General features: G+C 54.6%; 19 protein-coding genes. 1 reads left to right on the top strand and 18 read right to left on the bottom strand.

Going from position 1 to position 14,865, the window contains the following annotated elements; genetic code table 11:
- Positions 1-321: 321 nt before the first annotated feature.
- On the bottom strand, positions 322-942 hold the full coding sequence (locus HY913_18770; protein MBI4965327.1) for a superoxide dismutase: 621 nt from the start codon (positions 940-942) through the stop codon (positions 322-324).
- A gap of 473 nt (positions 943-1,415) precedes the next feature.
- Here HY913_18770 and HY913_18765 point away from each other — a divergent pair, with 473 nt between their 5' ends.
- Entirely contained in the window at positions 1,416-1,619 is a 204-nt protein-coding gene (locus tag HY913_18765; protein ID MBI4965326.1) for a hypothetical protein, read from the top strand.
- Positions 1,620-1,725: 106 nt separating this feature from the next.
- On the opposite strand, the gene HY913_18760 is transcribed toward HY913_18765, so the two are convergent.
- The 17 genes from HY913_18760 to HY913_18680 all read right to left on the bottom strand — a co-directional run.
- A complete protein-coding gene (locus HY913_18760; protein MBI4965325.1) occupies positions 1,726-2,004 on the bottom strand; it encodes a hypothetical protein in 279 nt (92 codons plus the stop codon).
- Positions 2,005-2,058: 54 nt separating this feature from the next.
- Complete coding sequence (locus HY913_18755; protein ID MBI4965324.1) at positions 2,059-2,532, bottom strand: hypothetical protein; 474 nt, start codon at positions 2,530-2,532, stop codon at positions 2,059-2,061.
- Between the two features lie 35 nt (positions 2,533-2,567).
- Positions 2,568-2,924, bottom strand: coding sequence for a phage holin family protein (locus tag HY913_18750; GenBank protein ID MBI4965323.1), 357 nt, complete (start codon positions 2,922-2,924; stop codon positions 2,568-2,570).
- A gap of 18 nt (positions 2,925-2,942) precedes the next feature.
- Positions 2,943-3,296, bottom strand: coding sequence for a hypothetical protein (locus tag HY913_18745; GenBank protein MBI4965322.1), 354 nt, complete (start codon positions 3,294-3,296; stop codon positions 2,943-2,945).
- Positions 3,297-3,355: 59 nt separating this feature from the next.
- A complete protein-coding gene (locus tag HY913_18740) occupies positions 3,356-3,586 on the bottom strand; it encodes a hypothetical protein (protein ID MBI4965321.1) in 231 nt (76 codons plus the stop codon).
- 72 nt (positions 3,587-3,658) lie between these two features.
- Complete coding sequence (locus HY913_18735; protein MBI4965320.1) at positions 3,659-4,579, bottom strand: SGNH/GDSL hydrolase family protein; 921 nt, start codon at positions 4,577-4,579, stop codon at positions 3,659-3,661.
- A 98-nt stretch (positions 4,580-4,677) separates the two neighbouring features.
- The gene (locus HY913_18730; GenBank protein ID MBI4965319.1) at positions 4,678-4,857 is read right to left on the bottom strand and encodes a CsbD family protein; all 180 of its coding nucleotides are present in this window, start codon (positions 4,855-4,857) and stop codon (positions 4,678-4,680) included.
- Positions 4,858-5,166: 309 nt separating this feature from the next.
- Positions 5,167-6,648, bottom strand: a complete 1,482-nt coding sequence (locus tag HY913_18725; GenBank protein MBI4965318.1) for a sigma 54-interacting transcriptional regulator — start codon at positions 6,646-6,648, stop codon at positions 5,167-5,169.
- A 94-nt stretch (positions 6,649-6,742) separates the two neighbouring features.
- Positions 6,743-8,023 (bottom strand): PAS domain S-box protein, encoded by a 1,281-nt coding sequence (locus HY913_18720; GenBank protein ID MBI4965317.1) that lies wholly within the window; start codon positions 8,021-8,023, stop codon positions 6,743-6,745.
- 37 nt (positions 8,024-8,060) lie between these two features.
- Positions 8,061-8,282 carry a hypothetical protein gene (locus tag HY913_18715; GenBank protein ID MBI4965316.1) on the bottom strand — a complete coding sequence of 74 codons (222 nt, stop codon included), beginning with the start codon at positions 8,280-8,282 and terminating at the stop codon, positions 8,061-8,063.
- Between the two features lie 74 nt (positions 8,283-8,356).
- Positions 8,357-8,764, bottom strand: coding sequence for a PilZ domain-containing protein (locus tag HY913_18710; protein MBI4965315.1), 408 nt, complete (start codon positions 8,762-8,764; stop codon positions 8,357-8,359).
- Between the two features lie 241 nt (positions 8,765-9,005).
- Positions 9,006-10,487: a PAS domain-containing protein gene (locus tag HY913_18705; protein ID MBI4965314.1), complete on the bottom strand. Its 1,482-nt coding sequence runs from the start codon at positions 10,485-10,487 to the stop codon at positions 9,006-9,008.
- Positions 10,480-10,824 (bottom strand): thiol-disulfide isomerase, encoded by a 345-nt coding sequence (locus HY913_18700; GenBank protein MBI4965313.1) that lies wholly within the window; start codon positions 10,822-10,824, stop codon positions 10,480-10,482. The genes HY913_18705 and HY913_18700 overlap by 8 nt, the downstream gene beginning before the upstream one ends.
- Positions 10,825-10,889: 65 nt before the next feature.
- A complete protein-coding gene (locus HY913_18695) occupies positions 10,890-11,216 on the bottom strand; it encodes a circadian clock protein KaiB (GenBank protein ID MBI4965312.1) in 327 nt (108 codons plus the stop codon).
- 1 nt (position 11,217) lies between these two features.
- On the bottom strand, positions 11,218-12,960 hold the full coding sequence (kaiC, locus tag HY913_18690) for a circadian clock protein KaiC (GenBank protein ID MBI4965311.1): 1,743 nt from the start codon (positions 12,958-12,960) through the stop codon (positions 11,218-11,220).
- A 65-nt stretch (positions 12,961-13,025) separates the two neighbouring features.
- Positions 13,026-14,417, bottom strand: coding sequence for a PAS domain-containing protein (locus tag HY913_18685; protein ID MBI4965310.1), 1,392 nt, complete (start codon positions 14,415-14,417; stop codon positions 13,026-13,028).
- On the bottom strand, positions 14,414-14,865 hold a 452-nt coding region (locus HY913_18680), incomplete at its 5' end, for a PAS domain-containing protein (GenBank protein MBI4965309.1). The genes HY913_18685 and HY913_18680, both read right to left, overlap by 4 nt.

Genomic DNA, 14,865 nt, shown 5'->3' with positions numbered 1-14,865 from the left:
TAATTGGATCGAACTAAAATTTTTTGCGTTTTACTACCTTCCCGGTGATATTTCACCGCCTACCCGAATTCGCGTGCAAGCGCTACCTATGTCGGCTTCGTCGAAGGCCATTGGAGGCACGGACAATCCACACCCGCGTCGCACTCCCCCTGGCTGCCTGGGTATCATCTTGAACACAAATTGGAGTAACGCAGCTTAAAACGATAGCCAACTGTATCGACCGCAAAGAAGAGTGAATAAAATCTAAAGTCGCGGCAAATCAAATTGAAAAGATGAGAAGATTATGGATATTAAGAATAATTTTATACAGCGGACGGTCGATTAACTCTTCAGGAGATCCTCGAGCCGCTTATTTACCTCGGTCCAGTTCACTATGTTCCAGAACGCCTCGACGAACTTGCCCCTGTCGTTCTTGTAGTCCAGGTAATACGCGTGCTCCCAGACATCCAAGACCATCAAAATCCTGAACATCGGGTAAACGTTCGTGTTGTGCTTCTCGACCTGCATGATGATGGGCCTGTTCGTTTTCTTACAGAACGTGAGCGCCGCCCAACCCGAGCCCTCGGCGCTTGCCGCTGCCTGCGAAAAAATCTTTTTGAACCGGTCGAAGGAGCCGAACTCCTCAACGATTACTTTCGCGACTGTTCCTGACGGTTTTTCACCTCCGCCTTTGCCTTGCGGAGCCAGATTCCCCCAGAACAGCGAATGGAGCAAGTGGCCTCCGATGTGGAACGAGAGTTCCTTGAACGTCGCCTTCGTGTCTAAATCGGTATTGTCTTCCCTGGCTTTGTCCATCTTCTGGAGAATGCTATTGGCTCCATTTACATAGGCTGCGTGGTGCTTGTCGTGGTGCAGCCGCAGCAAGTCTTCCGATATAATCGGTGCAAGCGCATTGTAGTCGTAGGTAAGCTTCGGCAAGACATACAATTTAGGCGTGTCCATTTGCTCATCTCCTTTTTGGGTTAGATGTTTGTGAAGAGATCTGCCTTCATTAAGGTGCCTCCCTTTAAAGAAGCGTACCGGTGAAAACATGGCTGACCTCGAAAATAAGGGTTCTTCCCGTCCCCGCAAGATTTGTTTTACTTGGGGGAATTGAGGGGATAAATCCCATGCTATGGCCATGACAATCATCGCGGGTCGCCGCCGACCTGCGTTTGCTCACGCATCTCGGGATGCTTCCGGATGCCTGAAAAACATCATTATACCCGAACATTGCTTCCTTTCCAGGTAGCATTTGTATTGCCGAACCGAGGAAGCTTACACACCCAGAACCTTTATGATCGTTTTCTTATAGTTGGTTTAACCCCATATTATCCCCGTAATAGCCCAGCCTTGTCTTTATGCCGTCCGCCACTATTTTTCCTCGTGCAGAAGCAATGCAATGTCCTTTCAACCGCAAGAAAAGGAGAATAATTATGTCAAAAAAGATGCCAAAACGCGATATAACGGGTAAATGCGAAGGTGAATGTCGTGATCGCGTAAATGAGGGAGCAAAGGATCGCCAGGTCGCGCTTGAAAAAGAAGCCGTAAAAGCACCCGAGAGTTATCCCAGGGTATCAGGCGCTGAAAAACATCATAACCCCGACAACCCGCCGGCCGGGATGGGAAGAAAAGGATGAGCGATTAAAGCTTCGTTGCAAATTACCGTCTGAGTTGATTCGCGGGCGACGGGCTTTGCCGCCGCCCGTCTTTCGGTGCACATATTGGCGGTATCGACAGAACGATTTAACGAAAAATCTCCAGCGCAATGTCGGAGAGCGCATTGACCACGGGTCGGGCAATCCGGCCGGTACGCGAGTGGCGAGAGCTTGCACCCAGGAGAAGACCCAGACCTACGCCTATCCCTAACGCGATCAGAATTGTCTTACCCGGATTTTCGTCGCTATAATTTTTGGCCTTCGCATACGTTTCGCTTACCGCCTGGGATGCTTTGTCGTAAACATCGCTTTCAGCCTGATCCGCTTTGCCTTTGGGGGTCTTGGATTTGTTGGTTTCGACTTCCATGTTGTCCTCCTGAGCACAAGTAAACGGTGCCTCTCGATTCTAATTACTATTTACCTACTCCACGCGCGAGCCGCTGGTCGCGCCACCTGCCGTCCGCGGTTTCGGCCCAGTACCATCGCTGGCCACGGTTGTCGCGGCGGCATTCTTTATCCAGCCCATGGCAGCCTTGGTCGCGATACCTATCAGGGTCACCTTGATCAGACCGGGGCCGGCCGCTCCGGCAAGCAAGCCACCGAGGGAGTGACGAACTTGTGCGTCCATGGAACCCATGAAGCGTTCCATGGGAGTGCTGCGTTTTTTGAATATCGCAGAGGCAAGATAGCCCAGGCCGGCGGCCGCCCCCAGCGCCAAGTAGGGAGAGTCCTTCACATATTCGCGCCAATCCAGTTTCTCCTTGATGCGAATGCTGATTTGCTCGACTGCCTGGGAAATGCTCTCTTCTCCTTTAACTATATCCTTACGTATATCGTCGCTGCTGCGCTCGGCATCGACTTCCTTGGTGCTATTTAAATGCTCTCTTTTAGTCATTGCCCGGCCTCCTTTGCGGTCTTTTGCATTGTCTTCTATGCTTTATGGTGCGTTTTCTTCAATTGCCTGTAGCCGATAAAGGCAATGGCGATACCGACGATAGCAAGCGTCGCTCCGGTGACAAGCGCCGCAAAGACGGGGGCCATATACGAAGTTAGACCGATGATCATTGCGGCGCAAAGAGACATGCATGCGGCCAAACCGATTACCGCTCCTATCGCGATCGTGAATACCGCACCGCGAACAGCCCGCACCTTTTCTCGAATACCTTGGATCAAAAGCTCGATTTCGTCGTGAACCATGGCGGCCGAGCTGTTGGCGAGCTGTCCCAGCAGTTCGGTAAAGGATTCGCGTACGGGTGTGGAGCTCTTGTTTGCCGCTTTGCCGTTCATTGGGAAAAGGCCGCCTCTTTACCTGCGTCGTAAAATAGCTCCGAGGATCAAGCCGATGCCGCCTGCGATCAGGATGCTGCGCCCCGGGCTCTGCCTGACGAATTCCCGCACCCGGGCATCCACCTGCGCATAGTCGAATTGCCGTACGTACTCGGCCGAATGATTCAACCACTCGGATGCCAGCTTTCCGTGCTGCGCCAAGCCGGATTGCGCATCCTGATCCGCTGCTTTTTCGCCGATAACCTCGGCTGCATGCCGCAACTTTTCGGCAATAGTAATTTTGACATTCTCGAAACCGGTGGACTTTCCCGAAGCTTTGGATTCTTCCTCTGTTTCTCCCGCTTTATCGACGACGCTGGTGTCTATATCCATGGTTCACCTCATTAAAATTTAAAAATCGATTGCCGGCATCGATCGGTTCTCCGCAAGCATCAGCCAAAAAACGTGGATAGAGTTGTAACTAACCGTCTCACAAAAAGGGTCATATTTGAGCGTTGCTCATGTATGACCCTATTTCGGTCTCCTATTTGTTGAGGCTCAAACAGCAAATAAAGCAACTCTGCTTCGGCGGCTGAACAGGAAGATGCTTCATCATAAAGGTCACTTACAGCCTGCACCGCCTTCACTTTGGGGGTCTTGGATGTATCGTTAGCGACTTTCATGTTGTCCTCCTGAGCCTATGCAAAATTTACTTCTCGATATGGAAGGGATCACCGGCTTCGATGGGTAACGGGTTACTCCCAAGCCATGGCCTGTATAAAGCATGAAGAGCTCTCGTCCTCTTGCGCAGGGGTGTCGACTATATCGGCTGGGAGTTGTGCGTCTAAATCGGCGTATACTCGGTCTGCAATCAGGGCGTGCATATGGGTGGTCGGGTGCACGTCATCCCAAAAAAGGTACCCTGAGTCATCGAAATTATTCGGGGAGGCTAACTTGGGTGCCGGCTCGGTCACGTTCGTGAAGCCGAAGGCGCTCGGGTTATTACGCACTTCAACGAAGAGATCATCGACGCCAAATTCATAGATGCCTATGCCTGGATGAGCGGCACTGAATGCGTCGATCATGGTTGCCAGGGCCGTATTGAAGTTGACGGAAAACGCAGTGGCATCAGGGGCTTCGGTCGATCCCAGCGTGTCCGGTATGGCGCCCATATCGGGCAAATTGAGAATCAGCATAAACATGGCCCCGTTGTCGACCAAGTCGGCCATGGCGTCGTTGATATTGTTGATGGCCCCTTGAAAATCCCCATCCCCGTTCAGAAAATCGTTTCCTCCGATCCAGATCATATACAGGTTCGTCGGCGACAGCGGGGGATTCGTCACCAGGATATACGCCCTCACCTGTTCGATCAGCCCCGGCGGTGTCAATCCATCGGTTTGGGCACCACCAAACGCTCGGTCGGTTAAATTGGTGTCAAAGTGGTCTGGGTCGGTTAAATATTCGACCCACACCGGTCCGTTGGAAAAACGGCCTTCCCAGTACAATTCCGGATCAGGCATAGGCTGGTCGTCAAACAGCACGAAATTTCCATTGTCCGACAAGCTGTCCCCGAAGATGACGATTTCACCGAAGGGTCCTGCCAGGGCGTTCGATGCACCCAGCAGAAGTGATACCGTTAAAAGAATACGGATAGCCAAGGATGCTTTCGTTTTCATCGGTTATTCTCCCTGTTTTCGGTTCTGTCATTAGTGCGTGCGCCAGCATTGACTTCCATTTGACATACAGAGTCGGTGCACAGGCAACCGGGCCCCTTCTACTTGTCGAAAAGTTTCTTGACCTGGCCGAGCTTTTCTTGAACCTTCCCGTCCGACTTTTCGCCTTTGCCTTCGGCTTCCAGGTCGGGATTCATGCTCACTTGCCCGGCGATCTCCTTGATCTTGCCCTTTACTTGGTGCAACTTGCCTTCTACTTCGTCTCTTGTTCCCGATTTCATGGTATTCCTCCTTATAGAAAAGTTCGTGTGCTATTCGCTGACTTCTATTACTACAATACTACAATCTTTGTGCCAGGTTTCAAGAACCAGGGCGGCCCACCCATCATATTGATTTCGTATAAGTTTTTAAAAAAAGCAATTACCGGACCAGCTATCTCGGCCATTGATTGAAGGTCATATTTAATCGTTGGTCACATATGACCCCTTTTCAATCCTCGTGACGGGATGGGTGGCCGATGCCAAGGGCGGATTGAAGGGCTGTGCCTGCCTCTGGTTTGCCTTTGCAGACCTCTTTCTAGGGTGCGGATTTTATGGTTTGCGGATATTGAGCTTGCGCATGCGGGCGCGCAAGGTGCTGCGGTTGAGCCCAAGGATTTCGGCCGCGCTGTTTTGGCCGCCGACCTTCCAACGCGTCTGCTCGAGAACCCTGACAATGTATTCGCGCTCGACCGCTTCCAACGTTCTTTGGCTTTTACTCAGATCCATGAACGGCTTCTTGAGTTCATCCACCAGGCGCAGCTTGGGACCCGACGAGTTGATCACCGCGCGCTCGAGAACGTTTTCCAACTCGCGGACATTTCCGGGCCAGTGATACACTTGTAAAGCATTCATGACGCTCGCCGGAATGATGTCGATGCTCTTGCCCAACCGCTTGGAGATCTTTTGGACGTAAAAATCCACGAGCAGCGGTATGTCTTCCGTGCGATCCCGCAGCGGCGGCATGGTAATCGGAAAGACATTCAGCCGGTACCAAAGATCTTCCCGGAATCGGCCTTTGGTGACTTCTTGTTCCAGATTGCGGTTGGTGGCGGCTACAATGCGGACATCGACTTTTATCGTACCGGAGCCCCCCACGCGCTCGAACTCGCCATCCTGGATCACGCGCAGCAGCTTCGGTTGCAGTTCCAGCGGCAGTTCGCCGATTTCATCCAGAAAAAGGGTGGCGCCGTTGGCGACTTCGAAGCGCCCCAAGTGCCTGGAATGCGCACCTGTGAAAGCACCTTTCTCATGACCGAACAGTTCGCTTTCGATAAGGTTGGCGGGCAACGTGGCGCAATTGACTTTCACCAAGGCCCGATTTTTACGCGAACTCAATCCGTGAACGGCGCGGGCGACGAGCTCTTTGCCGGTTCCCGTCTCGCCCAGCACCAATACGTTGGTATTGTTGCCGGCGATTTGTTCAACCTTGTAAAGCACGTAGTTGAGCCCGTCGCTTTGACCGATAATGTTCTCATGGTTGTATTGCAGTTTAATTTCTTCTTGCAGATAAGCTCTTTCCGCTTCCAGTTGATCTTTCAGCTTTTTTATTTCGGAAAGGGCGGTTTCCGCCAGATGTCTGCTTTTTTCCGCCTCTTGCTGGGCCGCTCTGAGTTCGGTCGTTCGCTTTTCGACGATCTCCTCAAGATGTCTTTTATAATATTCACGCTCGGTCACATCCTCGATGGCCAACAGAATAAGCGGGGTTTGATTCGGCTCCCGGTAAATCCGCCTGGCATTCAGATGCATTATCTTTGGACCGATGGTCTCGAAGGTATGCTCCACCTCGAAGTCATTGAATATGGAATTTTGGGGAAGGATCTCTTCCAGCAGCACCCTGAGCTTGGGGATGTCCCATTGCCGGTTGCCCAGGTCGTAGATCGACAGCCCCTCGGTCTGATCGGGGTCGGCGTCGAAGGTGCGGTAAAAGGAAGGGTTGGCCTTGACCACGTTCAGGTCCGAGTCGAGCATTATCAAAGGTTCACGCACCGAACCCAGGATGCTATTGAAATTTTCGGAAACGATTGGCTGCATTTGCTTCTTTCACCCTATTTTCCGACAAAAGCCGACGAGTAAGCGAGGGAGACACGTAACCCATGCCCGCTCCGTGATCCCTCGTGAGTATCCTCTACCGCGATTGCGCATAAGCGGGCGCCTCGCGAGGACGCTCTAAGCGACTACCGCGCGCCGGTTTGGCTGCTTCTGACTCGCACGTTTTTTCTTCCCTGGCCTCGAGAACGACCGGGAAGTGAATACGCACCATGGTCCCCCGGCCCAACTGCGACTCGAGCGCGATCCAGCCGTCATGGTTTTTGACGATGCCATACACCGCGGCCAGCCCAAGCCCGCGCCCGACAAATTTGGTCGTGAAGAATGGTTCGAAGGCTCGTTTGCGTGTTTCTTCATCCATGCCCTTGCCGTTGTCTTCGATGACCATGCTGACGTATCGCCCGGGCGCCAGAACCGGAACGCTTTTCGTTTCTGTTGCCGATAGCACTTCGTTTCGGCAGACGATCTTAATGCGACCTTCACCATTCATCGCCTCGATGGAGTTGGTCACCAGCGCCGACAGCACCGCTCGCATTTGGGTTGAATCCGCTTTGATTTTCCAGACATCGCTTTGCAAATGGGTCTCTACCTGTATAGAAGATTTAAGGTCGCGCTGGAGCAAGGGGAGTTTTTCCCGCACGAGATCGCTCAGCGAAACGGGTTTGACTTGATAACTCCCGCCCCTGGCATAATCGAGTAACTGGCTCGTAAGCTGGGCCATCCTGAATGCGGAGGTTTTCATCGTTTCGATGTAGGTTGCACTATCTGCATTTTGAGGTGCCTTCATCTCGAGCAGCTCGAGACTGGCGGTGATCACGAAAAGGGCATTATTGAATTGATGGGCGATCCCACCGGCCAATGTGGCAATGGCGGCCATTTTTTGAGCCTGCTTGAGCCGGGCTTCCAATTCGAGCCCGTCTTTTTCCGCTTGTTTGCGCTGCGAATTGTCGCGGATATTGCACTGGATCGTCCGCTTTTGGCCGACCTGGTAGATATTGCTCACGAACTCGACCTCGATACGGCGCCCATCCTGCGTTTCCAACGGCAAATGCTCGTAGCGGATGTAGCCGTTGCTCATCAAATCCCGGAAGGCCGACTCGCTGGCCTGGATATCTTTGAAAGGACCGAAGTCCCAAAGCGCCTTGCCGATAAAATCCTTGAGCTCATACCCTAACAAGTTCACGAGGAAAGGATTCGCATCGGTAATGCGTCCGGTATCCGCATCGATGATTAAAATGCCGTCTTTGGCGGCCTCGAACAGTCGCCGGTAACGCGCTTCGGACGCTCGTAAGGCTTCATCGACTTCATTCGAAGATGGGCCGATATCTCTTTTATCGATGCGCTCCTGGAGGGACCCCATATCTAACTCCTATTATATGTTTTGCCTTCGGTCTGCTTTAGCTCCTCTTGTTTCCCAGAAGTAGAAGCACGCCGCCAATTACGATCGCCCCTACACCGGCCCAAACCGGAACGTTGACCGTTTGTTTATCTTTTACCGAGAACTCGATCGGCCCCAGCTTGGTCTCGTGGGTCTGCCGGGTGTAGCTGAAACCGCCATAGACCAATCCCAGGAGGCCGGCCACGATCAGCACGATGGCCGCAATTTTTGCAGGATTCATTGTAGTCTCTCCTTGCTTTCCTTTTGCCGCTACCCGGCGGATTGTAAATATTGTGCCTCGATCCTGGCCTACCGTTATTCTCGCACACGCTCGTCCACGTTCGTCCCAACCTTGCTCTCACCCCCGTACCTATCCGCGCTCTTCTTTCGCGGAGTAAATGACGGGAATGCTTTTGCTCCAATCGTCTTTTGCGGCTGAAGGAACTCCACGCCGACGCCATAGCGTAAGGCGGTGCCATTTTCTATTTTTTTGCACCACATGACCCTGGCCTGGACCTGATTCCGGAAGGATGTATAGTCGTCGATGCCGATCAGGATCTGCGACCCTGGATGCAGTTCGAAGATCGACTTGAAATACATGCCCGTTTGGCTCAAATTATACGACACCACATAGTGAGGAGAGAGCGTCCGTTCAGCACCGAGCATAATGATGTATTCATGACCAAAACGTTCGTTTTTCCTATGTTCCGGCTTCACCTGCATGCGGCACCTCATGTGTACTTTAAGAATTATGTTGTTTTTTCCGAGGCAAACGGGACCTGTAAAAATGTCGCGCCTGTTTCCAGAATCTTTTCTCGAACATTTGAAACAGCGGCGGCGCGGTTAGAATAGAGAGGCAATGGTGACTCGACTCCGCATCGTATCGTCAGGAGGTATGTTACTACCGCTCAAGTTAAACACAAGATTGGATAATCAGGGGGGTAATATGGGCCTAAACCCGATATTATCCGAGGGAGGACAGGTAGGTTCGCAGGCCGATTTTCTTATTCTTGACGCCCAGTTTCGCCCGGATGTTGTTCCGGTGAAAATCGATGGTGCTTGGCGCCAGGCGCAGGATTTCGGAAATTTTCTTTGTACTTTGCCCCTGCCGCACCAGATGCGCGACTTCGATCTCGGTACGCGAAAGCCGTGACATGGTGGCCTCCAGGTTGCGCACGAAAGGGGAAACGATTTCATTCAGATTCGATTCCAGGATGTCGATATACGCACTTTGTTTCGCATCCGATGGGTTGCGTTTGAGTTTGCCCATATAAGGGATAATCAGGCGCTTGATGTTGAGCAGCACTTTTTCTTCGAGTTCGACCTTATCCGCTTCTCTCTGCTTCAGCAAAACTTTCAACGCCATGTTCGCTTCGGTCAGACCGATGGCTTTGCCTTTCAATTCCAGCATTGCATGGCGCAGCTCTTCTTCGGCTTTCTTCTTATGCTCTATCTCCAAGGCCAATTCCCGGTTCGCCCGGTAGAGTGCCGCGGTCCGTTCGTCGACTTTCCTTTCGACTTCGGCGTAGGCTTTGAGCAAATTTTCACTGGCCAGCTTGCGCTCGGTGATGTCCACGATTTCGACGACAATGCCGATGATGCCTTCGGAATCAACGAGCGCGTTGGCGCTTAATAAAAAGTGGGCATACGTATCGTCCGGATGCCTGAGGGCCACCTCGACCTTATTGGATAGCTTCTCGCCGATGGCGGAGAGAAGGACAAAGGGCGTTCCGTCGGGATAGAGGAGCGCAAATGCCTCGTCGAAGGTTTCGAAGATCGGAATGCGGCCCAGCAGCCTGTGGGTCGACTTGCTTGCGCGAATAATACGGCCTTGGTGGTCGCAGAGCACATGTATTTCCGAAGCCTGATCGAGAATCTGAGCGATCAATCGTTCTTCCGCCAGCATCGCCGCGTCGCGCTTTTGCTCCGTCAGGTCGGTCACCACCATGCACACCGTGCCGGGCATATCCACAATCTCGAGAGGACTTACGGAAAGCATGGCCGGTGTCACTTTTTGCTCTCCGGCGCCTAAGGCCAATTCTATTTTACTGCTATCCTTTAAACCCCGCGCGAACAACCTCTGAAGCAAATGAAGGTGGTCCGATGAAAAGTATCGATAGATCGAAGATCCCACCACCTGATCCAGAGGCCATTGAACGATATCCGCGAAACGTTGGTTGCAGAAAAGAATCGTGCCGTCCGGGGAAAGGGTGACGGCCCCTTCGCTCATGGTTTCGACCATGATCCGGTAGGGAAGATCGGCCCCCGAGAGCGTAAAGACCCGATCCCCCTGGGCCGTTGCCACGACCAGGCCGTCCACCTCACCGCTCAGGATCGCGCGCAGCGTTTCCTCGGCCTCTTTCGTCCGAAGCGCCAGTTCCTGCAATTCGTCCAAAAGTTGTTGATATGTTTTTTGCGATTGGTGCATGGCGGCCTGCTCATCCATCCTTGGATTTCAGATCGACGCCCACCAGAAATTTCTCCGTTTCCGACATATCGCCGATGATCTTGCGCAGTGGCAGGGGCAGTTCCTTGATGAGCGTGGGGGTGGCGATGATTTGCTCGCCCTTGGCCAGCGCGGGCTGCTGGTAGATGTCGATCACCTTGAGTTCGAAGCGGCCCGCGAGGTATTTTTCGCAGAGTTGCCGAACCTTGGCGATGGCCTGGATCGATCTTGGCGTCATCCCGGTAATATACAGCCGAAAAGCGTACGTGGCGTTGTTTTGCTTCGCCAACGCGGTTTCGAATTCCTGGTTGCTCGTTTTCAATATTTGGGTATGCATCGTGGTTACCTCATGAGAATTTTTCCACCCTTCGTACTCGTACGCGTACGAGTGCGATTTTTCAATCAGGCGGAACGAATGTCCAGTCCCACCAGCACGCGCTCCGTATTGGCCAGATCGCCGATAATCTTTTTAATCGGTTCGGGAAGTTTCCTTACCAGGGTCGGCAGGGCGATGATCTGGTCGCCTTTGGCCAGTTGGGGGTTCTTGACCAGATCGATCACTTCGATGCGGTATTTCCCCGCGAGGTGCTCGTCGCAGATCTTCTTTAAATTCGCGAAGGCCGTGATCGATTTCTGGGTCTGACCGGCCACATAGAGGCGCAGATTCCAGATGGGTTCCGTCGCATCGGTCTTTGCTTTTTTCCCTTTTCCGGTTGAGCCAGCTTTCATCCTACGCTCCTTTCCCTCTTTTTTTCACGCGTTTGGCCGGGGCCTCCGAAGGTTTCCCCTCGCGGAAACGAGCCATCGCCAAACGGCTTTCGGTCTGGACGGCTTGTCTTTTGCGCTCCTCGTCGGCGATCAAGTGCACCTCTTCGGTTTCCTCATCGAACGCGGCGCGCAGGGCCGCGATCTTGGTTTCCAGATCCTTGCGCTTGCGCTCCTGCTCGCGCAGCCGGCGCTCGGCCTCACGCCGGCAGGCCAGCTCGGCGGCCCTTTCTCCGGCTTCCTGGGCCACCCGGGCGCTGCCGGTCAAGACTTCACCCAGACCGGTATAGATGTCGATCAGGTCAATGCCCTGGTTGGTGAGCACGAACTCTTGAATCTGGTTGGAGTGGTCCATGCCTCGGGACTTCAACACAAAGAGGCCGCGATTGCGTTCCCCATTGCGTTCGATGGCCCGCAGCAGAATCCAGGTGTCGATCAGGGAAGATATCTCTTCGCTGGTGCGTTCCAGGCCGCCTTGTAAATGGGTGAGGTCCGTGAGGAAGGTAGAGATTTGTTTCATCTTCAAAAAGTCGATCAGGCGCGTCAAGATGGATTTGACCTCCGATGCCGTACCCGCGGCGGCCAGGTTGCTGATCGGATCGATAACGAACACCTGGGGATCGAACTGCTCGATCAGCTTGTGGAAGGTGAGCAGATGCATCTCCAGGCCGTACAGCGAAGGCCGTGCCGAATGAAACCGAAGCAGCCCCTTTTTCACCCAGCGGGCGAGATCCAGGCCGATGGAGCCCATGTTGCGGGCGATCTGGCTGGGCGACTCCTCGAAGGCAAAATAGAGGCAGCGCTCGCCGCGCCGGCAGGCGGCATCGGCAAAGGTCGCCGCCAGACTCGTTTTGCCCGTGCCCGCCGAACCGGAGGCGAGAATGGTGCTGCCCCGGTAGAAGCCCTTGCCTTGGAACATGGCATCCAACTTGGGCACCCCCGTGGCGATGCGCTCGGTGGCGACGGGGTAGTCGAGCCCCAGGGAGGTGATGGGCAAAATCGAGAAGCCGCCCTCGTCGATCAGGAAGGGATATTCGTCGGCGCCGTGGGACGAGCCGCGGTACTTGATAATCCGCAGGCGGCGGGTGGAGATTTGCGCATCGATGCGAAAATCGAGCAAGATCACGCAATCGGCCACGTACTCCTCCAGTCCATAGCGCGTCAGGAGTTTGTCGCCGCTTTCGCCCGTGACAATGGCCGTCACGCCGCGCGCTTTGAGCCAGTGAAACAGCCGACGCAGCTCGGCCCGAACGATGGCGGCATTGGAGAGCCCGGCAAAAAGCGCTTCGATGGTATCCAGGACCACCCGCTTGGCCTGGATGGCATCGATGGCGCTGCCCAGGCGGATGAACAATCCTTCCAGGTCGTAGGCACCCGTCTCCTCGATCTCGCTGCGCTCGATGTAAACGTGGTCCGTGGCGATGAGACCGCGTGACACCATGTCGTGAAGATCGAAACCCAGGGAGATGAAGTTCTTGGCCAGATCCTCCGGCGTTTCCTCGAAGGTCATGAAGACCCCGGGTTCGCCGAATTGCATGGCGCCGCGCATGAGAAACTCCATGGCGAACAGCGTTTTGCCGCAACCCGCGCTGCCGCAGACCAGGGTCGGCCGGCCTTGGGGAAGACCTCCCTGGGTGATCTCATCGAGCCCCTTGATGCCCGTCGGGCATTTTTCCAGTAGCACGATCTCACGCTTTTTCTTAACCATCGTCATCTCCCATGACCTTTACCCATTCGAAGTAAAATACAAGCCAACCGAACAAAAACCATCCGCTATCTCAGCGAAGACAAATAGGTTCGCAGACCGATACGCTTATTCTTCACCCCCAGCTTGGCCCGGATATTGTTGCGGTGGAAATCGATGGTGCTCTCCGCCAAATGCATGGTTTCCGCAATATCTTTGGTATTCTTTCCCTGCTGCACCAGATTGGACACTTCAAGTTCGGTATGCGAAAGGCGTAGTAATTTGGACGTTAAGTTGCGCGCCAGGGGCGACACGATTTCCTTGAGATTGGCTTCCAGGATCTCTATATAGGCTTTTACTTTGGCGTCCAATTTTCTCTGCTTTAGTTTTTCCAGATAAGGAAAAATCAGTTGGTTGACGTTCAACAACACTTTTTCTTCGAGTTCGCTTTTGTCCGCTTCTCTTTGCTTGAGCAAAACCTTCAAAGCCGCGTTGGCTTCCTCCAGCCGCATGGCCTGGTCTTGGACCTCTTTATTCGCCAGGACGAGTTCCGTCGTTCGCTCGACCACCCGCTTTTCCACTTCGGCATACGCTTTGAGCAACGCTTCGCCGGCCTGCTTGCGGGCGGTGATGTCCGCCCCGTAGATGCGAAGGCGTTGGTCATCGTCCACGAAATGAATCGTCTGCTGGTACCACTTCTCGTCCACCGGCACTTCCCGCACCAGGGACTTGTCCGGCCCCTCGCGCAGTTGGTCTATCACCGCTTCCCAATCCGCCAGCCACGGGTGACTCGGTCCGTGCTCGCGAAGGCCGGGCAGCATCCGCTCGGCGCTGGGATTGCAGTAATGCACGCGCCCGGCCACATCCACTTCGACGACGGGCCGGGGGTTGAGCATGGGAAAGCTGGCCAGACGCCGTGTTTCGGCCTCCGCCTGCCGGCGCGCGGTGATATCTTCCATCACGAGGCGGCATTCCTGTCCGTCCTGGGACACGCTGGCCGTGATTTGCACGTGGCGCGGCGATTGATCTTCCTTCAGCAGCGCTGCCTCGCACACCTCCTTGGCCTGGCTTGCAAACACTTTCTTCAGGAAGGCGCTGAGGCCGGCGCGGTCCGAATCGCCGAGAAAGAGCCCCAAACGGCGGCCCGCGAGTTGAGCGCGCGCCACACCCAGAAGAAGCGAGGCGGTCAGATTCACTTGGCGGATCGCGCCGTCGCGGCCAAGCGTCAAGTAGCCCACCGGGGCAAAATCGTAGAGGTCGGTATAGCGCTCCAGCCCGGCCTCGACCTGGGCGCGCGACTCCCGCAACTCTTCGTTTTGCATCTCCAGCTCGATCTGATGCACTTGCAGTTCGTGCACGAGCCGCTGCGTATCGGCCGGCGTCCGGGCCGGAGCGCCTTTCTTGGTCGCCGCCCGCAGCAGCGCTTCGGCCCTGCGGCGCAGGGCGGCGGCGTCCGAAGATGCGGTGCGCTCTTTTTTCATGGCGTGCCTTTGGTCATGCGTTTTTCCATCTCCGAGCGGGTCTGGCGCAGTTGGATCTCCAAGGTCTTGGCCGCGGTGATGTTCGAAAAGGTGATCACCACGCCGTCGATCCGGTTCTCCAGGGTGCGGTAGGGCATGATGCGCACCAGAAACCAGCGCCCGTCGCCGGTGACGGCCTGCTTTTCGATGAAGACCAGGGTGCGCAGGACCTCGCGCGCATCCGCGGCCAGCCCCGGATAGTCCAGGTCGCTGGCGATGTCGGTGACTGGGCGGCCCACGTCGCCGGCGATCAGCTTGATGATGCTGCTGGCCTGGGTGGTGAAGCGGCGCACGTGGAGCGCGTCGTCCAGAAACAGCGTGGCGATGTCGGTGCTGTTGAGCAGGTTCTTCATGTCGTTGTTGGCCCACGACAGCTCGTCCACCTTGGCTTGCAGTTCGTGGTTGACCG

Origin of the sequence: Desulfomonile tiedjei (genome assembly GCA_016212925.1) — a bacterium.
GTDB lineage: Bacteria > Desulfobacterota > Desulfomonilia > Desulfomonilales > Desulfomonilaceae > JACRDF01.
Note: the sequence above shows the minus strand (reverse complement) of the source record. Positions and strands in the feature narration are given on the sequence as shown.